Origin of the sequence: Achromobacter sp. 2789STDY5608621, assembly GCF_001299375.1 — a bacterium.
Taxonomy (GTDB): domain Bacteria; phylum Pseudomonadota; class Gammaproteobacteria; order Burkholderiales; family Burkholderiaceae_B; genus Achromobacter; species Achromobacter insuavis.
The window spans coordinates 1-24,056 of record NZ_CYTU01000042.1; the positions used below are offsets into that span (position 1 = coordinate 1).

Below are 24,056 nucleotides of genomic sequence, written 5' to 3' on the forward strand. Positions count from 1 at the left end.
TGACGAAGGGGGGGGCCGCCTAGGCAAGTCCGGAGCGAACGCTCCGGACCGCAATCGTAGCCCCGCCATCCCCCGCCGACCCCGCCACCCGCGGCTCAAGAACTCAACAGAGCCGCATTAAATATGCCCGTTAAGCAAGTTCCTTCAACAACAACTCCCAAAACTTCAACCGCTGCTCCAACGTAGAAACCAGAATGTACTCATTCAACGTATGTGCGCCGTCTCCGTCGGCCCCAAGGCCATCCAGCGTCGGAATCCCCATGGCCGAGGTGAAGTTGGCGTCGCTGCCGCCGCCGGTCATCGGCGCGTCTTCCAGCAGGAAGCCGGCGCGTTCCGCGTAGCCTTGCACCAGCGCCAGCAGCGCGGCGGCTTCTTCGGTCTTCACCATCGGCGGGCGGTTCAGTTCCACGTCGATGTCCAGTTCCACGTCCGGGCCCACCGCGCATAGCTCGCGCATGCGGCGCAGCACGTCTTCGGCCGCGCCCATGTCGGGCACGCGGAAGTCCACCACGCAGCGGCACAGCGCCGGCACGGTGTTGGTCACCGTGCCGCCGGCGATGGTGCCCACGCTCACGGTGATGCCGCGCTCGTAGTCCGTCATCGCTTCCAGCGCCAGCACCTGGTGCGCCATTTCGCGGATCGCGCTGCGGCCCTTCTCGTGCTGCATGCCGGCGTGGGCCGGGCGGCCCTTGACGTTCAGGTTCAGCATGCCGGTGCCCTTGCGCGCCGTCACGCACTTGCCGCCGTTGGGGCGGGCCGGTTCGCACACCAGCGCGTACTTGGCGTTGGCGGCGAAGCGCTCGATGTGCACGCGCGAGGCGTGGCTGCCGGTCTCCTCGTCGGGCACCACCAGGAAGTCCACCGGCAGTTGCGTCGCGCCGGGGCGGGCCACGCTGGCGAGCGCCGTCAGCGCCAGGTAGATGCCGGCCTTCATGTCGTAGCTGCCGGGGCCGTAGAGGCGGTCGCCGTCGATGCGCACCGGATTCTCCAGCAGCGTGCCGACCGGATGCACCGTGTCCATGTGCGCCAGGATCAGGATGCCGGGGCGGGTGTCGCCGGGGGCGCGGTTGGTGGCGTACAGCAGCGGGCCGGTGGTGGGGCCGAGGGACGACAGTTCCACCGTCAGGCCGGCCGCGGCGGCGTAGTCGGCGATGATGCGGGCCATCGCGGCGATGCCGTCGGGGAAGTTCGAGGGCGATTCGCATTGCAGCCAGCTCTGGATGCCGGCGACGAGTTGTTCAGTGCGGGAAGTGGACATGGCGATTCTGCTAGCGGGAATGAAAGGGAACGTTCAGGCGACCTGCTGGCCGGCCAGGCGGGCCAGCTCGGCATCGCTCGGCATGGCGCCGTCGAACCACAGGCTGGCGCAGACCGCGGACATGGCGCGGCCGTCGTGGCCGATGCCGGGCACCACCTGCAGCGTCCAGTTGAACGGCACGCCGCGGCGCTCGGCTTCCTTGCGGCCGGCCTCGAAATAGTTGTGGGCGCGAGCGAAGCGGTGCGGGCCCTGGCGCATGGCGGCCGGTTCCGACGGCAGGTTGGGATCGTCGGTGGCGATGTCCTGGTCGCCGGCCAGGATCGTCATCGGGTACGCCAGCAGTTTGACCAGGTGGTCTTCGGTCAGGCCGACGCCGTCCATGCCTTCGGGGAACGGATGGTCGAAGGTCGGCAGCGTGTACCAGCCCGGGTTGCCGGCCGCCACGGCCTTGAACGGCGCGTGCGACTGGCTGCTCATCAGGCGGTGCACGAACTGGCCGCCGGCGGAGTGGCCGAACAGGTAGACGTTCTGGCCGTCGGTGATCTCGGCGTCGATCATGTCGCGGATCACGTTGCCCACCAGCGCGTAGGTCCAGCCGTCGATGTGGCGCGGGTTGCCGCCGGCCGAGAACACGCGGCCGTTGTTGTAGCTCTCGACGCCCGGCCAGATCTCGTTGGAGAAGGTCAGCGCCACGATCAGCAGCTTGTGCTTGTCGGCGGCCTCGACCCAGAAGTCGCGGTATTCGTCGCCGTTGCGCAGCACGCCGTGCTGCACGATCACCACCGGACGGTCCGGGGTGTAGCCGTAGGGGCGATAGGTCTGCAGCTTGAACGGGCGATCGGAATTGCGATCCTCGTCGATATAGGCGATGGCGTTGCGGCCGGCATGGCCCATTTCGATGGCGATGCGGTCCACGTTGGACATGTCAGAGGGTTTCATGGCGTTCAGGCGGTGGCTTCGTTCAGATGGCAGGCCGACCAGTGGCCCGGAGAGATTTCCTTCAACGTCGGCGCCTGCTCGCGGCAGCGCGGCATGGCGTGCGGGCAGCGCGGGTTGAAGGTACAGCCCGACGGCGGGTTCAGCGGCGACGGGATTTCGCCCTTGATGGGCGTGAACTTGCGGCCGCGGCGGGCCACGTCCGGCACCTCGGCCATCAGGGCCTGGGTGTACGGATGGTTGGCGCGCGCGAAGATCTCGGCCGAGGTCGAGATCTCGACGATCTTGCCCAGGTACATGATAGCCACGCGATCCGAGATGTGGCGCACCACGCCCAGGTCGTGGCTGATGAACAGGTAGGTGAAACCGTGCTGCTCGCGCAGGTCCATGAACAGGTTGATGACCTGCGCCTGGATCGACACGTCCAGCGCCGCCACCGGTTCGTCGCACACCAGGAACTTGGGCGCCACCATTAGCGCGCGGGCGATGCCGATGCGCTGGCGCTGGCCGCCCGAGATCTGGTGCGGGAAGCGGTCGCGGTACTCGGTGTCCAGGCCGACTTCGGTCAGCGCCTGGTCGATGCGCGCGGGAATCTCGGCCGACGGCGCCAGCTTGTGCACCTTGAGCGATTCGCCCAGGATCTGGCGCAGGCGCTGGCGCGGATTGAGCGAGGCCTGCGGATCCTGGAAGATCATCTGCACGCCCAGCGTATAGGCCAGCTTGTCGGCGCCGCGCAGGCGGCGCGCGTCCTGGCCCTGATAGAGCAGATCGCCTTCGGTCTGGCGGTGCAGGCCGGCGACGACGCGGCCCAGGGTGGACTTGCCGCAGCCGGACTCGCCCACCAGGCCGACGACTTCGCCGCGGCCGATGCGCAGGTCGACGCCGTTGACGGCATACACGGTGCGGCGGTCGATCGGGCGGCCGCCCAGGGCCAGGATGCGCTGGGCCAGGTCGGGACGCTGTTCGAAGCGCTTGTGGACGTTCCTGAGCTCGATGACAGGGGTATCGGCTTGACTCATGCTTGCTCGGCCTCGCGGGCGATCGGGACGTAACAGCGATAGCTGCGCGAACCTTCGGTGGTGACGGTGGGGGCTTGCTCGGTGCAGCGCGTGACCGCGTGGGTGCAGCGCGGCCGGAAGGCACAGCCCGACGGGCGGCCGGCCAGGCTCGGCGCCATGCCGTTGATCTGGTGCAGGCGCGCGCCCGGCGTGGTGGCGCCAGGCATCGAGTCCAGCAGGCCCCGGGTGTAGGGATGGCGCGGCGCGTCCAGCACCTGTTCGACCGGGCCGCTCTCGACGATGCGGCCGGCGTACATGACCGCGACGCGGTCGGCCAGCTCGGCCACCACGCCCAGGTCGTGGGTGATCCAGATCAGCGCCGTGTTGTGCTCGCGGCAGATCTCCTGCATGCGGTACAGGATCTGGCCCTGGATGGTCACGTCCAGCGCCGTGGTCGGCTCGTCGCAGATGATCAGGTCGGGCTTGTTGAGCATGGCGATGGCGATCGCCACGCGCTGGCGCATGCCGCCCGAGAATTCGTGCGGGTAGCTCTTCAGGCGCTTCTCCGGCGACGGAATGCCGACCATGGCCAGCGCCTCGCGGCAGCGTTCCATGGCCTCGGCGCGCGGCACGTCCTCGTGCGTCAGGATGGCTTCCATCATCTGCTCGCCGATGCGCAGGACCGGATTGAGCGTCATCAGGGGGTCCTGGAAGATCATGGCGATGCGGTTGCCGCGCAACTGGCGCATCTGCTCTTCTGAGAGCTTGCGCAGGTCGTTGCCCTTGAACTTCACTTCGCCGTCGACGACTTCTCCGGGCGGATCGATCAGCCCCAGCAGCGAGAAGCCGGTGACCGACTTGCCCGAGCCGGACTCGCCGACCAGGCCCACGATCTCGCCGCGGCGCACGGTCAGGTCGACGCCGTCGACCGCCAGCCAGGCGCCGGCCTCGGTATGGAATGCGGTGCGCAGGCCGCGCACATCAAGAAGGACGTCACTCATCGCTTGGGGTCCAGGCTTTCGCGCAGGCGGTCGCCGACGATATTGATGGAAAGGATAAGCAGCAACAGCGCAATGCCCGGGAACAGACTGATCCAGTAGTCGCCCGACAGCAGGTACTGGAAGCCGTTGGAGATCAGCAGGCCCAGCGAGGGTTCGGTGATCGGCACGCCGACGCCCAGGAACGACAGCGTCGCTTCCAGCGCGATGGCAGTGGCGATCTGGATGGTGGCGAACACCATGACCGGACCCAGGCAGTTGGGCAGCAGGTGGAACACCATGATGCGCCAGGCCGGAAAGCCCAGGTTGGCGGCGGCCTCGACGTATTCCTTGCGGCGTTCCTGCAGCGCGCGGCTGCGCATGATGCGGGCATAGTGGCCCCACTGCACCAGCACCAGCGCCAGGATCACCTTGTCGACCCCGCGCCCCAGCACCACCAGCAGCACCAGCGCCACCAGGATGGTCGGGAAACCCAGGATGAAGTCGACGATGCGCATCAGCACGGTGTCGACCAGGCCGCCAATATAGGCGGCCACCAGGCCGACCGCGCCGCCCACGGCGGTGGCCAGCACCACGGCCGACAGGCCCACCATCAGGCTGATGCGCAGGCCATAGAGAATGGCGCTGAGCATGTCGCGGCCCTGGTCGTCGGTGCCGAGCCAGGCGATGCTGCCGTCCATCAGCGCCTGGCGCGGCGCCAGGCGGCCGTCCATCAGCGACAGGTTGGCCAGGTCATAGGGATTCTGCGGCGCGAAGTAGGGCGCGAACACCACCAGCAGCACCAGGATGGTGAGCGCGATGACCGAGCCGCGCACGGTCGGCCGGGCCCGCAGTTTCTTCAGGATCGAGGCGCGCTTGGGCGTATCGGCCAGGGGCTGGACGGTACGGGTGCGGCCGGTATTGGGAGATTGAGCCATGGCGATTATTGAGCGGGGGTCACGAGCTGCACGCGCGGATCGAGCGCGGCGTACAGGATGTCCACAACCAGGTTGATGACCACGAAGATCAGGGTGACCAGCATCACGTACGCGACCACCACGGGCCGGTCGAGCTGGTAGACGCTGTCGATGAGCAGCTTGCCCATGCCGGGCCACGCGAACACGGTCTCGGTGATGGTGGAATAGGCGATCAGGCTGCCGAATTCCATGCCGATGACGGTGACCACCGGGATCAGGATGTTGCGCAGGATGTGGCGGCGCACGATGCGGCCGGGCTTGATGCCCTTGGCGCGCGCGAACTTCACGTAGTCCTGGCTGCGGGCCTCGACCACGCCCGAGGCGGTCAGGCGCAGCACCAGCGCGATGTTGGCCAGCGCCAGGTTGATCGCCGGCATGATCAGGTGCGACCAGCCGTCGGCCGTCAGGATCGACAGGCGCACGCCGAGCACCGTCACGGTGTCGCCGCGGCCGGTGGCGGGCAGCCAGCCGAGCCACACCGCGAACAGCAGGATCAGCATCATGCCCTGCCAGAAGTTGGGCAGCGAGAAGCCCAGCACCGACGACGCCATGATGCCGCGGCCCAGGGGCTCATCGCGGTACAGGCCGGCCACCAGGCCCAGCGGAATGCCGATCACACAGGTCAGGCCGATGGCCACGATCACCAGCTCGAAGGTGGCGGGGATGCGTTGCACGATCAACTCGATGGCCGGGATGCCGTGCACGAACGACGTGCCCAGGTCGCCGTGCAGCGCGCGCCACAGGAATCCTGTGTATTGCTGCCACACGGGCAGGTCCAGGCCGAGGCGGGCGATCATCGCCTCGCGCGCCGCCTGGCTGGCTTCGGGGCTGACCAGCAGTTCGATCGGGTCGCCCACGGCATACACCGCGAAGAAGACCACGACCGAGACGGCCAGCAGCACGAACAGACTCTGGATCAGTCTGCGTAGGATGAAAAGGGCCACGTGATATTTCCTTGGTGGGCTCGGGGTTGCAGGCGCCGGAAACGGCGATCTTAATTAGCGGGCTTGGCCGACATGGCCAGGGTGTATTGGTCGGCGCGGCCTTCGTACGTCAGGCCCTTGCGGAACGCCCAGATGCTGCTCTCGAAATGCAGCGGAATGCTGGGCAGGTCGGCCAGCGCCAGGGTCAGGGACTCCTGCAGCAGCTTTTCGCGCACCGCCGGATCGACGGTGGTCAGGGCGCGCTTGAAGACCTTGTCGAAGGCCGGGTTGTCATAGCCGCCGTAGTTGCTGGTGCCCAGGCCGTGTTCCTTGTCGAAGGCGCTGACCCAGTACTGCAGGAACGACGAGGCCTCGCCGGTTTCCGACGACCAGCCGCCCATGGCGAAGCTGAACTCGCGCTTGGCGCGCTTGGGGAAGTAGACCGAGCGCGTCATGGCGTCCACGGTCGTCTTGATGCCCACGCGCGACAGGTACTGGGCCACGGCCTGCGAGATCTGCGCGTCGTTGATATAGCGGTCGTTGGTCGACGAGATGGTCAGCTCGAAGCCATCCGGGTAGCCGGCCTCGGCCAGCAGCTTCCTGGCGGCGGCCGGATCGTACTTCAGTTCGGGCGGCGGCTGCAGCGTGCCGAACATGCCGTCGGGCAGGAACTGGTTGGCCGGGGTGGCGGCGCCGTCCATGATGCGGTCGGTGATGGCCTTGCGGTCGATCGCCATCGAAATGGCGCGGCGCACGCGCACGTCCTGCAGCGGGTTCTTGCCGTCGGCGGCGCGCACCATCGGGCTGGGGCTGCGCGCCACGTCGAACTGGAAGTACACCACCCGCACCGACGGCGTGATGACGTAGCCGAAGCCCGGTGTTTCCGAGATGCGCTTGACGTCGCGCGCGGCGGGGTTCTCGATCAGGTCGAAGTCGCCGGCCAGCAGACCGGTCAGGCGCGGGCCGGCGGCCGGCACCGGGATCAGGCGCACGTTCGGCCAGGCCGGCTTGTCGCCCCAGTAGGCGTCATTGCGCGCCAGCTCGATGGCGCTGCCCTTGACATAGGACTTGAGCGTGTACGGGCCGGTGCCGATGGCGGACTTGCCGCTGTTGAAGTCGCTGATGGTCGGCCAGGGGCCGGTCACGCCGCAATTGTTCTTGGGCTCGAAGCGGATCGGGCCATGCTCGACGATGCCGCTCCACAGCATGGCGTTGCGGGTCAGGTCGTTGGGCAGCAACGGGTAGGGCAGGTGGGTCTTGATGACCAGCACGTTGCCGTCGCGCACGTCGATGCTGGCCAGCTTCTGCACCACGCTCAGGTACGAGCCGCCGATCGACTGCTCGTTGTGGAACGCGCGGCACAGCGTGAAGATCACGTCCTGCGGCGTGAACGGCTGGCCATTGGAAAACTTCACGCCGTCGCGCAGCGTGAATTCCCAGGTGGTGTCGTCCACCGCCTTCCAGGCGGTGGCCAGCCGTGGCACCAGGTTCATCTTGGCGTCCTGGCCGATCAGGGTCTCGAAGATGTGCGAGGTCATCGCGTCGTTGGGCGTGACCTGGTGGTAGTGCGGGTCCATCGCCGTGGGTTCGGACGACAGGCCGATCCGCAGCGTCTGCGGGGCCGCTTGGGCCATGGCGCCGGGCGCCCCGGCGGCCAGGGCGGCCGCCAGCGTACAGGTCGATAACGCGCTGCGGATGAAAACGTTTGCGGACATGCTGCTTCCCTTGGTGGTTTTTTATAGAAGGCGGCGCGCCGTCGAGGGCGCGCCGCGCAATGGCTCTAGCCGATCGGTTGCGCCAACCGCACCACCGTCACCCCGGCCCGCAGGTTGGCGGTCGACGGCATGATCAGGACGCAGTTGTCGTACGGCGTGGTCACGGCCTCGCCCTCGGACCAGCCGATGACGGTGCCGGCGCGCGCCAGCGTCTCCAGGCCCTTCCAGGGCTCGGCGAAACGGAAATCGGCGCTCTTGGCGGCGATCGCGTGGGTCACGCGCAGCGCGCGCTGGGCGCTGGCCTGGGGGGCGAACCAGGCGGCGGGCAGGTCGGCCTCGTCCACCGTGCCGGCGGCCGCCAGGAAGCGCGCCATCTGGTCGACCGCCACGCCGCGCGCCTCGGGCGCGCCATGGAAGCCGCATTCGATCAGCAGCGAACGGGTGCCGTTGTCGCCGGCCTCGCCGAAACGGCCATAGTCGCGCATGCGCACGCCGGCCGCATGGCCGGCGTCGGCGATGATGGTGGCGGGGTTGCCCAGCGACAGGGCCAGGTCGATGTTGCGCTGTTCCATGCCGGTCAGCTGCAGCGGCACGTCGGAATTGCTCATCGAGTGGAAGTCCAGCAGCCAGTCGGCCTGCGCCACCCACGGACGCAGGGCGGCGGCGCGGCGGCGTTCCTGGCTGATGGGCTGGGCCAGCTTGTCGTCGCTCCAGACCCGGTTCATGTCTTCGTCGACGAAGCGCGCCGGCGCGTAATTGGCGGGATCGAAGCGGTCGAACGCGGTCAGGTTGCAGAACGCCAGCGTCAGCGAACCGCGGCGCGGGCGCAGGCCGGCGGCCAGCGCGTCCTTCAGGGCCCAGGCGCCGCACAGCTCGTTGCCGTGGACCAGGGCGCTGAGCATCACGCGCTTGCCCGGCACGCCGGAGTCGAAATGCCAGACGCCGGGGGTATCCGTGTTGCCCACGCGCTCGGCCGCCAGATCCGGACAGGCGAGAAGGAAGGGACGCGGACGGGGCGCGGGAGAGGACGAGGACATGGGAACTCCGATCAAGCGAGGGGGATTGTATAAGGGATGGCGCCCGGAGGCGGTCAGGTGGCGGTCAGGCGCCCGCGTTGCGCGGCCACGGCCGAGCCTTGCTCGCCCAGGTCCCAGAACAGGCCGGCCATCACGGCCGCGCCCTCGCGCGCCACCGAGGCGAGCAGATGTTCGTCGGGGCCATGCTGGCAACAGGCGGGATACGAGTGCGGCACCCACACGGTGGGCAGCCCCAGCACGTCCGAGAAGGCGTCGTTGGGCACGGTGCCGCCCAGGTTGGGCAGCAGCGCGGGCGTCTTGCCGGTGGTGGCGGCCAGCGAGGCCACGGCCCAGCGCGCCCACGGATCGTCCGGGTCCAGCCGGGTGGCCGGCGTGCCGCGCCGCACGCGGACCTGGACCTGCCGCAGGCCCCGCGCGTCCAGGTGCCGGCGCAGGATGCCCTCGGCCTGGCGCCAGTCGGTGCCGACCACGAAGCGCAGGTTGCAGGTGGCGCTGGCGCGCGGCGGAATCGCGCCCACCGGGTTGTCGGGGTTGCCGGTCTTGTAGGCCAGCACTTCCAGCGTGTTCCAGCCGAACAGGCGCTCGGCCAGCGACAGGCCGGGCTCGCCCCAGTCCGGGTCGATGTCGGGGGCGTCGTCGTCCTGGCCGACCTGGATGTCCGCCAGCGCCTGGCGCACGGCGGGCGGAATCGCCGGCGGACGCAGGCCGTCGACCAATAGCCGGCCGCGCGCGTCCACCAGGCTGGCCAGCGCGTTCGCCAGGATGATGCCGGGATTGGGCAGCACGCCGCCCCAGTTGCCGGAGTGGTGGGCGTGGCCGCGCAGGTCCACCGTCAGGTCGAACAGCAGCGTGCCGCGCGACCCCAGGAACAGCGTCGGCAGGTCGGCCGCCAGCCGCGGCCCGTCGGAGGCGATGAAGACGTCCGCCGCCAGCGACTCGCGCCACGCGGCGCAGGCCTGGTGCAGGCCGGGCGAGCCGACTTCCTCGCCGCATTCCACCAGCATGCGCAGATTGAAGCCCAGGCGTCCGCCGCGTTCGGCCCGCACCTGTTCCAGCGCGGTCATGTTGACGCAGTACTGTCCCTTGTTGTCGGCGGTGCCGCGGCCGTACCAGCGGTCGCCCTCGGCGGTCAGCCGCCAGGGCGCCAGGCCGTCGCGCCACTGCTCGTCGTAGCCGCGCACCACGTCGCCGTGGGCGTACATCAGCACGGTGGGCAGGGCGGGGTCTTCGATGCGCTCGGCCAGCAGGAACGGCGGGCCGCCGGCGACGGGGTTGTCCTCGACGCGCCAGGAACAGCCCAGCGCGTCCAGGCGCGGGGCGACCGCCGCGCGCAGGTAGTCGTAGAGCGCGGCGCGCTGGTCCGGGTTCTGGCTTTCGGTGCGGTGCGCGACCAGCTCCGCCAGGTCGCGCTGCAAGGCGCCGCTATCGGCGTACGCGACCGCGCGGCCGATGGCGGCGGCGCGGCTGGCGCTCGTGACTGCTGCTGGCACGGACTTCCCCTTGTCTGGCGGGGCGCGTCATTGCGCACCCTGCTGAATCGTTGCGCAAATTCTAGGATCAGGGAAGCTTTCTCTACAATTAGAATATTTATCGGAAGCTTTGCAAAAAAGGCAAAGCTATTTTCATCGGCGTCAGGCCCCAGCGAGGGGGAAACATGCACGGCATCGCCCTGCGTTACTTTGTCGAGGTTGCCCAGGCGGGCAGCCTGAGCGGGGCGTCCGAACGCCTGCACGTGGCGGTGTCCGCCATCAGCCGCCAGATCGCCAAGCTGGAGGAAGAAGCGGGCGCGCCGCTGTTCGAGCGCGCCGCGCGCGGCATGGTGCTGAGCGAGGCCGGCCGGCTGCTGCTGACCCATGCGCGCCGCACGCTGCTGGAATCGGATTCGGTGCTGCAGGAGATCGCCGCGCTCAAGGGCATGGCGCGCAACGAGATCCGCATGGCGGCCGTCGAGGGCGTGGCGCGCATTTTCCTGCCGTCGGCCATGGCGCGCTTTCGCCGCGACTGGCCCGAGGTGCGCTTCGACCTGCACGTGGGCACGCCGGCCGATGTCGCGCGCCGCGTCGCCGAAGGCAGCGTCGAACTGGGCATGACCTTCAACGTCGAGCGTCTCAGCGGCGTCAGCGTGCGTTATTCGCGGCGCGCGCCGGTGCACGCCGTCATGGCCGCGGGCCATCCGCTGGCCGGCCGCAAGAGCGTCAGCCTGCAGGACCTGGGCCGCTATCCGCTGGCGCTGACCGGCCCGGGCACCACCACCCGCCACCTGTTCGAGATGGGCTGCCTGCTGGAGTCGGTGCAGCTCGAACCTACCTTGACCTGCAACGATTCCTCGCCGCTGCATGGCTTCGTGTTCGGTTCCGACGCCATCATGCTCAGCGGCTACATCTCGGTGGCCTGGAGCCTGAAGCGCGACGAACTGGTGGCGGTGCCGATCTCCAACGCGCAGTTGCAGTCGCGCACCTTGCAGCTGCACGTCATGCAGGGGCGCCAGCTGCCTTCCAAGACGGAAGCCTTCATTGACCTGTTGTCGCGCGAGCTGGACGTGCTGCTGGCGCAAGGGCCGGGCGCCTGAGGCGGCCGCTGGCTCGCGACGCCAGCCGGGGGCGCTGCAGGCGCGCAAAGAAAAGCGGCTGCCCGAAGGCAGCCGTTTTCATAGGGCGCGCGCCGGATTACTTGGCGTCGGGCTTGACCGAGGTGGCCAGCGTGAACTGGTCGCGGCGGCCTTCATAGGAGATGCCCTTGCGGAAGGCCCAGATGCTGCTTTCGAAGTGCAGCGGGATCAGCGGCACGTTGTCCAGCGCGATCTGGGTGGCTTCCTGCAGCAGCTTCTCGCGCTTGGGCGCGTCGACCGTCACGATGGCCTGCTTGTAGACCTTGTCGAAGTCGGCGTTGGTGAAGCCGCCGTAGTTGCTGGTGCCCAGGCTGTTGGGCGAGTCGAGCGAGGCGACCCACAGCTGGAACAGCGCCGAGGCTTCGCCCGTTTCCGCCGGCCAGCCGCCCATCGAGAAGCTGAACTCGCGCTTGGCGCGCTTGGGGAAGTAGATCGAGGCGGTCATGGCGTCGACGTTGGTCTTGATGCCGACGCGGGCCAGGTACTGGGCCACGGCCTGCGCCACCTGGCCGTCATTGACGTAGCGGTCGTTGGTCGACGACAGCGTCAGTTCGAAGCCGTTGGGGTAGCCGGCTTCGGCCAGCAGCTTCTTGGCGCCTTCCGGGTCGTACTTGATTTCCGGAGCCTTGGGCAGCGCGCCGAACATGCCGTCGGGCATGTACTGGTAGGCCGGGGTGGCCATGCCGTCCATGATGCGGGCGGTGATGGTCTTGCGGTCGATGGCCATCGAGATCGCGCGGCGCACTCGCAGGTCCTGCAGCGGGTTCTTGCCGTCGGCGCTCTTGACGAACGGGCTCGGGTTGCGCGCCACGTCGGGCTGGAAGAACACCAGGCGGGTCGAGGGCGTGGCCACGAAACCGAACTTGGGATTGTCCTTCAGGCGCTGCAGGTCGCGCGCGGCGGGGTTCTCGATCATGTCGAAGTCACCCGACAGCAGGCCGGTCAGGCGCGGGCCGGCGGCCGGCACCGGCACGAACTTCACTTCCTTCCAGTAGGGCTTCGGGCCCCAGTAGTTCTCGTTGCGCACCAGTTCGATGCCGGTGCCCTTGACGTAGGACTTCAGGGTGTACGGGCCGGTGCCGATGGCGTCCTTGCCGTTGTTGAAGTCGGCCACCGTCGGCCAGGCGCCGGTCACGCCGCAACCCTTCTTCGGGTCGAACGTCAGCTTGCCGTGCTCGACGATGCCGTTCCAGATGATCGGCAGCGAGCGCGCCATTTCGGCGGGCATCAGCGGGAAGGGGGCGCCGGTCTTGATGATGACGGTATGCGCATCCGGCGTCTGCACGTCGGTGATCAGCTTGGTCGTGTCCATGTAGGACTGCGACACGTTGGTCTCGTTGTTCAGCGTGCGGCAGATCGTGAACAGCACGTCTTCGGACGTGAACGGCTTGCCATTGGAGAACTTGACGTCGTCGCGCAGCTTGAATTCCCAGGTCAGGTCGTCCAGGTTCTTCCAGGACGTGGCCAGCGCGGGCACCAGCTTCATGTCGGCACTGCGGCCCACCAGCGAACTGTAGACGTGCGCGGAGAACGCGTCGTTCTGCGTCATCTTGTGGTAGTGGGGGTCGGCCGAGGTGGGTTCGGCGGACAGGCCGATCTTCAGCGTCTGGGCCTGGGCAGCGGCCAAGGGAATGGCGGCGGCCACGAGGGCCAGGGTGGTGCGCAACTTCATGGTGACAACTCCGGATGGGGAACGAACCGGATCGTGCTGGCGGCGGGGAACAGCGGGCGGGCCAACCGGGGAAACGCAACGTCGGCCGGGGGGCTTGCGGTGTTTTTGGCGCCAGGCACGACGGCAAGGGGCCGATTATCGGTAGGGGGTTCGCGCGCTGTCAATGCGCGCCGGGCCGACGCTAGGGTAAACGCCGAGAGGGGAGAATGCCGCCGTTGCCGCGCACAAAATGACCATCGCCCCAGTGCGAGGCGGTCCCGCTTCGGGACGGCTTCGCGCTGGGGCGACAGGGGTATTGCGTCGTGGAGGGCGTCGCGGGGGCCCCGTGAAGGGGCCGGCGCGGCGCGATGGCGCCCGGTGAGGGGGAGGGCCCGAGGCCCCGGGCGCCGGGTCCGATGCGACGGGCGCCGCGTGGGCGGCGGGCGTCACACCGGCAGCGCGCCGGGCTGAATCGCGGGAGATCGGTCGCGACTCAGCCTGGCACGGCTGGTCTTACCACTGCGAACCGGAGAAGCGCGAGCTGGCGGCGCGGGCCTTGTTCATCGATTCGTTGACTTCGTCGATGAAGGCGAACACGCCAGCAACGGCGGCGGCGATCGCCTGGCCAGCCTTCTTCAGGTTGGTCAGCGGGTGGGAATTCGGTTGGTTCTCGAGGGCGCCGCGGAGCAGGTCACGCTCCAGCGCGTCGGTCAGGCGGGCAGTGTGGTTCAGGGTCAGTTCGCTCATGGTTGGCTCCAGTCCGTTTCGTCTTGGGGTAAACCATTATAGGGATAACCCTAAATCAAAAGCAACGCGTTTTTAGGGGAAAACCCTAGTATGTTGTAAAAATGTATTTGCCCCGGGGACTTAGGCCTGCGGACCGCCATTGCGCAGCTCCCGGGCGGCGTCCGCCAGCTCCCCGGCGGTCAGCCCGATCGGCCCGATGCCCCGGGCCACCAGGGCGTCGGCGGCAGCGCCATGCAGCCAGACCGCGCCGGCCACGGCCTGCGCCAGCGGCAGGCGCTGGGCCAGCAGCGAGCCCAGGATGCCGGCCAATACGTCCCCGGTTCCGGCCGTGGCCAGGCCGGGGTTGCCGCTGGTGTTGCGGCGCCACGTGCCGTCCGGGGCACAGACCACGGTGCCCGCGCCCTTCAGGACCACCCAGGCGCCAAATCGTCGCGCCAGCGCCTGGGCGGCGGCGGGGCGGTCGGCCTGGATGCCGGGGGTGTCCAGGCCGAGCAGCCGGCCGGCCTCGGCCGGGTGCGGGGTCAGCACCACCGGGCCGTCGCCCCAGTTGGGCTGGATGCCGCCGTTGGCCAGCAGGTTCAGGCCGTCGGCGTCCAGCACCAGCGGCGCGCCGCCGCGCAGCACGAACAGTTCCGACAGGGCGTTGGCGGCGGCCGCGCCGGCGCCGATGCCGCACCCGGCGACCCAGGCGGTGACGCCCCAGTCCGCCTCCAGCAGCGAGCGCGCGTCGCGCAGCATCAGTTCGGGTTGCAGTGGATCGCAGGGCAGCGGCGCCGTTTCCTGGGCGAAGCCCACCAGCACCTTGCCGGCGCCGGTCTTGAGCGCGGCGCGCGCGGCCAGCAGCGCCGCGCCTTCCATGCCGCGCCCGCCGCCCACCACGCCGACGGTGCCGAAACTGCCCTTATGGGTGTCCGGGTCGCGCACGGCGAACAGGGCTGGCAGGTCGTCGCGGCGGATCTCGCCGGCAAAGGAGGGGGCGGGGGTGTTCATGGGCTGAGGCTCCGGGATCGGCGGGGGCGTCGGGGCAGGGGCTATCCACTATAGTGCCCCAAAACGCGCGGCCTTCCGCCCGCGCCACCGGAGACGACGATGACCGATATCACGCTGGAACACTATTCCGCCTACGAGTCCCTCAAGCTGCGCCGCCATCCCAACGGCGTGCTGGAACTGATCATGGGGTCCAAGGACGGCAAGCCGGGCAAGCTGTCCACCGCCGACGACCGCATGCACCGCGAGCTGGCCGACATCTGGCGCGATATCGACACCGACCCCGATACCCGCGTGGTGGTGATCCGCGGCGAGGGCAAGGGTTTCTCGGGCGGCGGCGACCTGGACCTGGTGCAGCAGATGGCGGACGACTTCGACGTGCGCACCCGCGTCTGGCGCGAGGCGCGCGACCTGGTCTACAACATCATCAACTGCAGCAAGCCGATCGTGTCGGCGATGCACGGCGCCGCCGTGGGCGCCGGCCTGGTGGCCGGCCTGCTGGCCGATATCTCGATCGCCGCGCGCGACGCCCGCATCATCGACGGCCACACCCGCCTGGGCGTCACGGCCGGCGACCACGCCGCCATCGTCTGGCCGCTGCTGTGCGGCATGGCGCGCGCCAAGTACTACCTGATGCTGTGCGAAACCGTCAGCGGCGAAGAGGCCGAGCGCATTGGCCTGGTGTCGCTGTGCGTGGACGAGGCCGAGCTGATCGGCCGCGCCTTCGAGGTGGCCAACCGCCTGGCGGCCGGTTCGCAGACCGCGATCCGCTGGACCAAGTATTCGCTGAACAACTGGCTGCGCATGGCCGGCCCGACCTTCGATACGTCGCTGGCGCTGGAGTTCATGGGGTTCGGCGGCCCGGACGTGCGCGAAGGCGTGCAGTCGTTGCGCGAGCGGCGCGCGCCGAACTTCCGGCCCGATTCGCCGTTCTGAGGGGGCGGCTGCCGAGCGCATCCGGCCCCGCGCCGGGCCGGATTCACTTCTTGAAGAACGCCGCGAACGCGGCTTGCGCTTCGTCCGTCTGCAGGCGGGCGCGGAACTGCTGCGCCTCGTAATCGAGCGTGTCCTGGATTGCTTGCCTGTCCGGCCGCTTGAGCATGGCCTTGGTCAGCCGCAGCGCGGCTGGCGGCTGCCTGGCGAGGCTGGCGGCGGTGGCCTGCGCGGCCGCCAGGGCGCCGCCCTTGGCGGTGACCGCGGTGGCCAGGCCGGCGTCGCAGGCTTCCTGCGCCGAGAACGCCTTGCCCTGCAGCAGCCATTCGGCGGCGCGGCGGGCGCCGGCCAGGCGCGGCATCAGCAGGCTGGACGCGCCTTCCGGACACAGGCCCAGCGCCACGAACGGCATGCGCAGGGTGGCGCCCTCGCCGACATAGACGAAGTCGCAATGCTGCAGCAGCGTCACGCCGATGCCGATGGCATAGCCCTCGACGGCGGCGATGACCGGCACGTCGGCCTGCGTCAACGCGCGCAGGAAGGTCAGGCCGGCGCTGTCGCCGGCGCCGCGCTCGGCCTGGAAATCGCGCAGGTCGTTGCCGGCCGTGAAGTGTTCGCCGGCGCCGGCCAGGATCACCGCCGACACGCCGGTGTCGGCGGCGGCCAGCGAGAGCTGTTCGGTCAGCCCGGCGTAGGTGGCCGTGTCGAGGGCGTTGCGGCGGTCCTGGCGGTCGATCACCAGCGTCAGCACCGCGCCGTCGCGCGTGACCCGCAGCCCGGCGCTCATGCGAAGGTCCTGGCGGCCAGTTGCGTCCTGGCCTCGGCGTACTCGCGGCGCAGCGTATCGACGATCTGATGCGTCGGCTGCACGCTGCCGATGTTGCCCACGCCCTGGCCCGCGCCCCAGATGTCCTTCCACGGCTTGACGCGGCTGGAGCCGAAATTGGAGGCGCCGCTGTCCGGCTGCGGCAGGTTGGCCGGATCGAGGCCGGCGGCGCTGATGCTGGCCTTCAGGTAGTTGCCGGGGATGCCGGTGAAGAACGGGGTGTAGAGGATGTCGGAGGCGCTGGCCTCGACGATGGCGGACTTGTAACCCTCGCTGGCGTTGGCTTCCTCGCTGGCGATGAAGCGCGTGCCCATGTAGGCGAAGTCCACGCCCATGGCGAGCGCGGCCAGCACCTGGGCACCGGAGGTGATGGCGCCCGACAGGATCAGCGGGCCGTCATAGAAGCGGCGCACTTCGGATACCAGCGCGAACGGGCTGAGGGTGCCGGCATGGCCGCCCGCGCCCGCGCACACCAGGATCAGGCCGTCCACGCCCGCTTCCAGCGCCTTTTCGGCGTGGCGGATGGTGGTGACGTCGTGGAACACCTTGCCGCCCCAGTCGTGGACGCCTTTGACCAGGTCGCCGGGGGCGCGCAGGCTGGTGATGATCAGCGGCACGCGATGGCTGGCGCACACCGCCAGGTCCTGTTCGAGCCGGTCGTTGGACTGGTGGATTATCTGGTTGACGGCATAGGGCGCGACCGCGGCGCCGGGGTTGGCCTCGCGGTACGAGGCCAGGCCGGCCTGGATCTCGTCCAGCCAGTCGGTCAGCAGGCTCTGCGGGCGCGCGTTCAGCGCCGGAAACGAACCGACGATGCCGCTCGTGCATTGCGCGACGACCAGCTTCGGGTTGGACACGATGAACATGGGGGCGCTGATGACCGGCAGGGACATCTGGCCATACAGATCTGTCACTAGGGAGTGGGGCATAACGGCGTCACGTGTGGTTTCGGGTTGAGCGCCCAAGCCGCGCTTGCATGGCGGAAAGGGATGTGCCTACAATTACCTACCGACCGTCCGGTAATTAATTAATCTTTATTTAACGGCAAGCGTCGAACCGCTGTCAATGGAACGGAACCGCCCGTGGTCCGGCATTGGCTTCCTCGACGTCGCCCCAACCAGGCCTGCCCATGGCGACTTCCCCTGCCCCCGCTTCCAAACGCGCCCGCGCCGGCCGTCCGCCGACCCTGGCGGCGCCGCGCGAACGCATCCTGGCCGAAGCCGCCAAGCTGTTCGCGCGCAGCGGCTACGACGGCAGTTCGGTGTCGGACCTGGCGGGCGCCATCGGCGTGTCCAAGGCCGCCATCTATCACTACTTCACCACCAAGCAGGACATCTACGACGCCATCATCCTGGCGGTGCTCAATGGCCTGAACCAGAGCGTTGGCCAGGACGTGGCGCGCGCCGAGGGCGGCGCCGCCCGCCTGCGCGCCTTCATGGTGGGCCACGCCCGCTATTTCGAGCAGCACCACGCCGAGTTCGTCACCATGCTGATCGGCTATTCCGGCATGGCGCTGCCCGAGCGCGAGGACGCCGCGCGTCTGCGCGACGGCTACGAGAAGCGCCTGCGCGACCTGATCGCTCAGGGCGTGACCGAAGGCGCGTTCCGTCCGCTGGACGTGCCCGCCACCGGCCGCGCCGTGCTGTCGATGCTGAACTGGATGGTGCGCTGGTACAAGCCCGGCCAGGGCGACAGCGCCGAGGCCATCGCCGCCGGCTATTTCGATTTACTGGTTGGCGGCATGCGCCCCTGAGCGCCGCCGCCCCGCACACCCGAGAGACTCAGATCATGGCCCTGGATACCGAAACCCTGACCCTGTTGCTGGACGCCGTGCGCCGCTTCGTGCACGAACGCCTGATTCCCGCCGAGGACGAACTGGCCGCCAGCGGCCAGGTGCCGCCGGACATCGTGGCCGAAATGCGCGAGCTGGGCCTGTTCGGCCTGTCGATCTCGCCCGACCACGGCGGCCTGGGCCTGACGATGGAAGAAGAAGTGAAGGTGGTGTTCGAACTGGGCCAGACCTCGCCCGCGTTCCGTTCGCTCGCCGGCACCAACATCGGCATCGGCTCGCAGGCCATCGTGCTGGCCGGCACCGACGAACAGCGCGCCCGCTACCTGCCGCGCCTGGCCAGCGGCGAGCTGATCGGCTCGTTCGCGCTGACCGAGCCCGACGCCGGCTCCGACGCCATGGCGCTGCGCCTGTCGGCCGAACGCGATGGCGACCACTACGTGCTCAACGGCACCAAGCGCTACATCACCAACGCGCCCATCGCCGGCCTGTTCTCGGTGATGGCCCGCACCGCGCCCGAGCGCCGCGCCAACTCGATCTCGTGCTTCCTGGTCGAAGCCGGCACGCCGGGCCTGATCATCGGCAAACCCGACAAGAAAATGGGCCAGGCCGGCGCCCTGACCAGCGACGTGGTGTTCGACAACTGCCGCGTCCCCGCCTCGGCCCTGCTGGGCGGCGAGGAAGGCAATGGTTTCCGCACCTCGATGCGCGTGCTGGACAAGGGCCGCCTGCACATCTCGGCCCTGTGCGTCGGCATCGCCGACCGCCTGCTGCGCGACGCCGTCAAATACGCCACCGACCGCAAACAGTTCGGCCAGCCCATCGCCGAATTCCAGCTGATCCAGGCCATGATCGCCGACAGCCAGGCCGAACTCTACGCCGCCCGCTGCATGGTCCTGGACGCCGCCCGCCTGCGCGACCGCGGCGAGAACACCACCATGCAGGCCGCCTGCTGCAAACTCTACGCCACCGAAATGGTCGGCCGCGTCGCCGACCGCGCCGTCCAGATCCACGGCGGCGCCGGCTACATGTCCGAATATGCCGTCGAACGCTTCTACCGCGACGTCCGCCTGTTCCGCATCTTCGAAGGCACCTCGCAAATCCAGCAACTGGTCATCGCCCGCGAGGTCATCAAGGCCAACAGCTGAGCAGGGCGACGGCGTGGCGGGCATCGACCGCCACGCCCGATACCGGAACCTCATCAATAGGGCAGGGCGCCATGCATCATGTGCCGCGGGCGCCCATGCAACCTGCAGGTCCTCCACCCACGCGCAGCATCATTAATCAAACGCAAGAGCCCATGTAAGCCAAAGAAGGCTGCCCGCGCAGCCGCCTTTGGCGGGCCCCGCACTACCTCTCCACCCCCCGATGGTCGTCACCAGAATGCCAAGCACACCGTCCGTCCCAGCACCCGCCATGAACCTTCAGCGCAGCCCTTTGCGGTGGGGCGTGGGGAATGGGGGGCGTGTAGATGCGCCCGACGGAAACCGTAGGGAGCCGAAGGCGGACGAGGTTGAGGACGGGGCAGTCCGGAGCGAACGCTCCGGACCGCAATCGTAGCCCCCCATTCCCCACGCCCCACCGCAAAGGGCGTCTCAAGAACCCAATCGGGTCCACACCCCGACCACCCCAACACACCCAAGCCCCCACCGGCTAATATCCCCACTGACCTAATACTCTTTGGCGAAAAGATAAAAGATGTCGCAACGTCCCGCTCCCCTGACAGGCATCCGCGTCCTGGACCTGACCCGCGTCCTCGCCGGCCCCTGGTGCACCCAGAACCTGGCCGACCTCGGCGCCGAAGTCATCAAGATCGAGCGCCCCGGCGCCGGTGACGACACCCGTGCCTGGGGCCCTCCGTACCTGAAGGACGCGGCCGGCGACGACACCACCGAAGCGGCCTACTACCTCTCGGCCAACCGCAACAAATTCTCCGTCGCCCTCGACATCGCCTCGCCGCGCGGCGCCGAACTGGTGCGCGAGCTGGCCTTGCAGAGCGACATCCTGGTCGAGAACTTCAAGGTCGGCGGCCTGGCCAAGTACGGCCTGGACTACGCCAGTCTCAAGGAAGTGAACCCGCGCCTGATCTACTGCTCCATCACCGGCTTCGGCCAGACCGGCCCCTACGCCAGCCGCCCCGGCTACGACTTCATGATTCAGGGCATGGGCGGCCTGATGAGCATCACCGGCGAGCGCGACGACCTGCCTGGCGGCGGTCCGCAGAAGGCGGGCGTGGCCGTGGCCGACCTGATGACCGGCATGTACTCCACCGTCGGCATCCTGGCCGCGCTGCACGAGCGCTCGGTCAGCGGCCTGGGGCAGCACATCGACATGGCGCTGCTGGACTGCCAGGTCGCCATGCTGGCGAACCAGAACCTGAACTTCATGACCTCCGGCAACGCACCGCGCCGCGCCGGCAACGCGCACCAGAACCTGGTGCCGTACCAGGTCTTCGCCGCCAGCGACGGCCACCTGATCGTCGCGGTCGGCAACGACAGCCAGTTCCGCAACTACTGCGGCGCCATCGGCCTGCCCGAGCTGTCGGCCGATCCGCGTTTCTCCACCAACCCGCAGCGCGTCAAGAACCGCGAGGCGCTGGTGCCGCTGCTGGCCGAACGCATGGCCACCGGCGCGCGCGACCACTGGCTCGCCTCGCTCGAGGCCGTCGGCGTGCCGGCCGGCCCGATCAATACGCTCGACCAGGTCTACGAAGACCCGCAGGTGCTGGCGCGCGGCATGAAGCGCGAGCTGCCGCACCCGACCGCGGGCACCGTGCCGATGGCCGCCAGCCCCCTGAAGTTCTCGGGCAGCCCGGTCGAATACCGCCGCGCGCCGCCCATGCTGGGCGAGCACACCGCGCAGGTGCTGGCCGAAAAGCTCGGGCTGTCGGCCGCGGAAATCCAGGCGCTGGCGCAAAGCCCGTCCTGATTCGCCGGCGCCATCCGGTCGCCGCGCCTGGCGCGGCGCACACACCATTCCAATGACAGGCAGGAGAAGTTGATGACGGAGATTCAAACCATCGGCGTCGTGGGCGCCGGGGCCATGGGGCGGGGCATCGCCCAGATCGCGGCGCAGGCCGGCCTGCGCGTGCGCCTGTACGACACCAGCGCCGACGCCGTGGCCGCCGCGCGCGAGTCGCTGCGCCAGACCTGGGACAAGCTGGCCCAGAAGGGCAAGCTGACCGCCGCCGACGCGCAGGCCGCGCTGGCGCGCGTCGAGTCCGCCACCGCGCTGACCGACATGTCGCAATGCCAGCTGGTGGTCGAAGCCATCGTCGAGCGCCTGGACGTCAAGCGCGACCTGTTCGCCGCCCTGGAGGGCGTGGTGGCCGACGACTGCATCCTGGCCTCGAACACCTCGTCGCTGTCGATCACCGCCATCGCCGCGGCCTGCAAGCTGCCGCAGCGCGTCGCGGGCTATCACTTCTTCAACCCGGTGGCGCTGATGAAGGTGGTCGAGGTCATCGACGGCCTGCGCAGCGCGCCCGAGACCGGCGACGCGCTGGCCGAGCTGGCGCGCCGCATGGGCCACACGCCGGTGCGCGCCAAGGACATGCCCGGCTTCATCGTCAACCACGCCGGTCGCGGCATGAACACCGAAGGCCTGCGCGTGGCGCAGGAATCGGTGGCGAGCTTCGCGCAGGTCGACGCCATCATGCGCGAGCAGGCCGGCTTCCGCATGGGCCCGTTCGAGCTGCTGGACCTGACCGCGCTGGATGTCTCGCATCCGGTGATGGAATCGATCTACCGCCAGTTCTTCGACGAACCGCGCTTCCGTCCGTCGCCCATCACCACCGTGCGCCTGGCCGGCGGCCTGATCGGCCGCAAGGCCGGCGAGGGCTTCTACAAGTACGTCGACGGCCAGAAGCAGGTGCCGGCCGAGCCGCCCGTGCCGGCGCTGCCGGAAGGCCTGAAGGTCTGGGTCAGCCCGCGCCACCCTGAGGGCTACGCGCGCGCCACCGCGCTGCTGGAAAAGCTGGGCGCGCCGCTGGTGTCCGGTTCCACGCCGGCGGCCGACACGCTCATCATCGTCACGCCGTTCGGCGAGGACGTGTCCACCACCGTGTCGGCGCAGGGCCTGGATCCGGCGCGCTGCGTCGGCCTGGATACCCTGTTCGCCTTCGACAAGGCCGCCCGCCGCACCGTCATGGCGTCGCCGGCCACGCAGGAAAAGTGGCGCGACGCCGCGCATGCGCTGCTGGCGGGCGATGGCGTGCCGGTCTCGGTGATCGAGGATTCGCCGGGCTTCGTGGCCCAGCGCATCGTGGCCATGATCGTCAACATCGCCGCCGACATCGCGCAGCAGCAGATCGCCACGCCGGAAGACATCGACCGCGCCGTGACGCTGGGCCTGGGCTATCCGGTGGGACCGCTGGCCCTGGGCGACGCGCTGGGCGCCGAGCGCATCCTCGAGATCCTCAAGAGCCTGCAGCGCGTCACGGGCGATCCGCGCTATCGCCCCAGCCTGTGGCTGCAGCGCCGCGTGCAACTGGGCATGTCGTTGCTGAAGACGTCCGCGGCCGATTGAGGCCGCGCCAAATGAAAAGCCCCTCGATGCATCGAGGGGCTTTTTTTCGCCTGCGCGGCGTTGGGGGAGCGCGGCGGGAGAGCGGTGCGCGGCTTACTTGGCCGCGTCCACCATGTACTGCACGGCCGCGCGGATGTCGTCTTCCGAGGCGTTGGCCGCGCCGCCCTTGGGCGGCATGGGCGGCTTGCCCTGCATGGCGACCTTGACCATCGCGTCCATGCCCGTCTTGATGTACGGGTCCCAGGCGGCCTTGTCGCCGAACTTGGGCGCATTGGCGACGCCGGTGGCGTGGCAGGCGAAGCAAACACTCTTGTAGAGCTTCTCGCCAGCGGGATTGACCGCGGCGGTCTGCTGCGGCGCGGGCGCGGCGGCAGGCGCCGGTGCTGCTGCGGCCGGTGCGGCCGCGACAGGAGCCGGGGCGGCCGGGGCAGCCGCCGCGGGAGCGGCAGCAGCCGGCGTGGCGTCGGCTTCCTTCTTGGCGCCTTCTTCAGCGGGCGCGGCCGGTTCGGGCAGCGAGCCGCCGGACTTGTTGGCCATGTAGACCACGGCGCGGGCGACTTCGAAGTCGGACAGCGTCGGGTTGCCGCCCTTGGCCGGCATGCCGCCCTTGCCGTGCAGGGCCACGTTCATCATGGCATCGAAGCCCGACTGGATGAAGGGCGCCCACGCGGCGTTGTCGCCGATCTTCGGCGCGCCGGCGACGCCGGCGGTATGACAGGCCGTACAGACGGCGGTGAAGACTTGCTCGCCGGTCTTGAAGACCTTGGGCGCGTTGGCGTCGACGAGGGCGAAACCTGCTACCGGGGCAATGCGTTTAGTGACGGCTTCGCTGGACAGCGTATCCGAGCCGGCGCCCACTTTGGTGCCCGAGGTCACCATGTTCACCAATAGGATGATGATGGCGATGGGCACCACGAAGGCCAGAATGACCGTGACGATCAGTTGCTTCGGGGTCTTGATGGGGGAGGAGTGCTCTTCTATGTGTTCCTGCTCGTTGCTCATGACCAAATCCTGCTAACGGGTACCGGGGCGCCTGGCGGCGGCAACAGAAAATCAGTACTGCACAAAGGGCGGCAAAAGCAGACCGCCTTGCAAGCAAACGCTGGATTATATAACGGTGTCATGGACACTCGTCCAACGGCCGGACAGGGGTTTTCGATGAGTTTG

21 protein-coding genes are annotated in these 24,056 nt (G+C 68.9%); 6 read left to right on the plus strand and 15 right to left on the minus strand.

Translation table 11 applies throughout. The features are described from left to right. Positions 1 to 130: 130 nt before the first annotated feature. The 9 genes from AOZ53_RS26485 to AOZ53_RS26525 all read right to left on the minus strand — a co-directional run bounded on the left by AOZ53_RS26485 (position 131) and on the right by AOZ53_RS26525 (position 10,311). Positions 131 to 1,258 carry a M20 family metallopeptidase gene (locus AOZ53_RS26485; RefSeq protein ID WP_006392546.1) on the minus strand — a complete coding sequence of 376 codons (1,128 nt, stop codon included), beginning with the start codon at positions 1,256 to 1,258 and terminating at the stop codon, positions 131 to 133. 33 nt (positions 1,259 to 1,291) lie between these two features. After that, positions 1,292 to 2,197, minus strand: coding sequence for a prolyl oligopeptidase family serine peptidase (locus AOZ53_RS26490; protein WP_006392547.1), 906 nt, complete (start codon positions 2,195 to 2,197; stop codon positions 1,292 to 1,294). Positions 2,198 to 2,202: 5 nt separating this feature from the next. Further along, positions 2,203 to 3,213 (minus strand): ABC transporter ATP-binding protein, encoded by a 1,011-nt coding sequence (locus AOZ53_RS26495; protein WP_006392548.1) that lies wholly within the window; start codon positions 3,211 to 3,213, stop codon positions 2,203 to 2,205. Further along, entirely contained in the window at positions 3,210 to 4,193 is a 984-nt protein-coding gene (locus tag AOZ53_RS26500; protein WP_054433093.1) for an ABC transporter ATP-binding protein, read from the minus strand. The genes AOZ53_RS26495 and AOZ53_RS26500 overlap by 4 nt, the downstream gene beginning before the upstream one ends. Next, a complete protein-coding gene (locus tag AOZ53_RS26505) occupies positions 4,190 to 5,107 on the minus strand; it encodes an ABC transporter permease (RefSeq protein WP_054433094.1) in 918 nt (305 codons plus the stop codon). The genes AOZ53_RS26500 and AOZ53_RS26505 overlap by 4 nt, the downstream gene beginning before the upstream one ends. Positions 5,108 to 5,112: 5 nt before the next feature. Beyond that, positions 5,113 to 6,090 carry an ABC transporter permease gene (locus AOZ53_RS26510; protein WP_006392551.1) on the minus strand — a complete coding sequence of 326 codons (978 nt, stop codon included), beginning with the start codon at positions 6,088 to 6,090 and terminating at the stop codon, positions 5,113 to 5,115. Positions 6,091 to 6,140: 50 nt separating this feature from the next. After that, entirely contained in the window at positions 6,141 to 7,784 is a 1,644-nt protein-coding gene (locus tag AOZ53_RS26515) for an ABC transporter substrate-binding protein (RefSeq protein WP_054490034.1), read from the minus strand. Between the two features lie 65 nt (positions 7,785 to 7,849). Next, on the minus strand, positions 7,850 to 8,821 hold the full coding sequence (locus AOZ53_RS26520) for a M14 family metallopeptidase (RefSeq protein WP_054490036.1): 972 nt from the start codon (positions 8,819 to 8,821) through the stop codon (positions 7,850 to 7,852). A 53-nt stretch (positions 8,822 to 8,874) separates the two neighbouring features. Further along, positions 8,875 to 10,311, minus strand: coding sequence for a M20 family metallopeptidase (locus tag AOZ53_RS26525; RefSeq protein WP_054490038.1), 1,437 nt, complete (start codon positions 10,309 to 10,311; stop codon positions 8,875 to 8,877). 164 nt (positions 10,312 to 10,475) lie between these two features. Between AOZ53_RS26525 and AOZ53_RS26530 the strand changes: the two genes are divergently transcribed. Beyond that, positions 10,476 to 11,390, plus strand: a complete 915-nt coding sequence (locus AOZ53_RS26530; protein WP_054490040.1) for a LysR family transcriptional regulator — start codon at positions 10,476 to 10,478, stop codon at positions 11,388 to 11,390. Between the two features lie 97 nt (positions 11,391 to 11,487). Here the strand turns inward: AOZ53_RS26530 and AOZ53_RS26535 are convergent, their stop codons facing one another. The 3 genes from AOZ53_RS26535 to AOZ53_RS26545 form a co-directional block, all read right to left on the minus strand. Continuing rightward, positions 11,488 to 13,101, minus strand: coding sequence for an ABC transporter substrate-binding protein (locus AOZ53_RS26535; protein ID WP_054433099.1), 1,614 nt, complete (start codon positions 13,099 to 13,101; stop codon positions 11,488 to 11,490). Between the two features lie 492 nt (positions 13,102 to 13,593). Then, positions 13,594 to 13,827 (minus strand): hypothetical protein, encoded by a 234-nt coding sequence (locus tag AOZ53_RS26540; RefSeq protein ID WP_006392557.1) that lies wholly within the window; start codon positions 13,825 to 13,827, stop codon positions 13,594 to 13,596. Positions 13,828 to 13,947: 120 nt separating this feature from the next. Then, positions 13,948 to 14,817 carry an NAD(P)H-hydrate dehydratase gene (locus AOZ53_RS26545; RefSeq protein ID WP_054433100.1) on the minus strand — a complete coding sequence of 290 codons (870 nt, stop codon included), beginning with the start codon at positions 14,815 to 14,817 and terminating at the stop codon, positions 13,948 to 13,950. 99 nt (positions 14,818 to 14,916) lie between these two features. Between AOZ53_RS26545 and AOZ53_RS26550 the strand changes: the two genes are divergently transcribed. Continuing rightward, positions 14,917 to 15,750: an enoyl-CoA hydratase/isomerase family protein gene (locus tag AOZ53_RS26550; protein ID WP_006392559.1), complete on the plus strand. Its 834-nt coding sequence runs from the start codon at positions 14,917 to 14,919 to the stop codon at positions 15,748 to 15,750. A 43-nt stretch (positions 15,751 to 15,793) separates the two neighbouring features. On the opposite strand, the gene AOZ53_RS26555 is transcribed toward AOZ53_RS26550, so the two are convergent. Then, the gene (locus AOZ53_RS26555; protein ID WP_054433101.1) at positions 15,794 to 16,534 is read right to left on the minus strand and encodes an enoyl-CoA hydratase-related protein; all 741 of its coding nucleotides are present in this window, start codon (positions 16,532 to 16,534) and stop codon (positions 15,794 to 15,796) included. Next, a complete protein-coding gene (locus AOZ53_RS26560) occupies positions 16,531 to 17,502 on the minus strand; it encodes an NAD(P)H-dependent flavin oxidoreductase (protein ID WP_054433102.1) in 972 nt (323 codons plus the stop codon). The genes AOZ53_RS26555 and AOZ53_RS26560 overlap by 4 nt, the downstream gene beginning before the upstream one ends. A gap of 200 nt (positions 17,503 to 17,702) precedes the next feature. On the opposite strand from AOZ53_RS26560, the gene AOZ53_RS26565 reads away from it, so the two are divergent. The 4 genes from AOZ53_RS26565 to AOZ53_RS26580 all read left to right on the plus strand — a co-directional run bounded on the left by AOZ53_RS26565 (position 17,703) and on the right by AOZ53_RS26580 (position 22,889). Beyond that, positions 17,703 to 18,326, plus strand: a complete 624-nt coding sequence (locus AOZ53_RS26565) for a TetR/AcrR family transcriptional regulator (protein ID WP_054433103.1) — start codon at positions 17,703 to 17,705, stop codon at positions 18,324 to 18,326. Positions 18,327 to 18,361: 35 nt separating this feature from the next. Beyond that, a complete protein-coding gene (locus AOZ53_RS26570; protein WP_054433104.1) occupies positions 18,362 to 19,510 on the plus strand; it encodes an acyl-CoA dehydrogenase family protein in 1,149 nt (382 codons plus the stop codon). Positions 19,511 to 20,060: 550 nt separating this feature from the next. Next, on the plus strand, positions 20,061 to 21,290 hold the full coding sequence (locus AOZ53_RS26575) for a CaiB/BaiF CoA transferase family protein (RefSeq protein WP_054433105.1): 1,230 nt from the start codon (positions 20,061 to 20,063) through the stop codon (positions 21,288 to 21,290). Positions 21,291 to 21,317: 27 nt separating this feature from the next. Continuing rightward, a complete protein-coding gene (locus AOZ53_RS26580) occupies positions 21,318 to 22,889 on the plus strand; it encodes a 3-hydroxyacyl-CoA dehydrogenase (RefSeq protein WP_338076694.1) in 1,572 nt (523 codons plus the stop codon). 93 nt (positions 22,890 to 22,982) lie between these two features. Here AOZ53_RS26580 and AOZ53_RS26585 read toward each other — a convergent pair whose 3' ends face one another. Then, entirely contained in the window at positions 22,983 to 23,891 is a 909-nt protein-coding gene (locus tag AOZ53_RS26585) for a c-type cytochrome (protein ID WP_054490042.1), read from the minus strand. Positions 23,892 to 24,056: the final 165 nt, after the last annotated feature.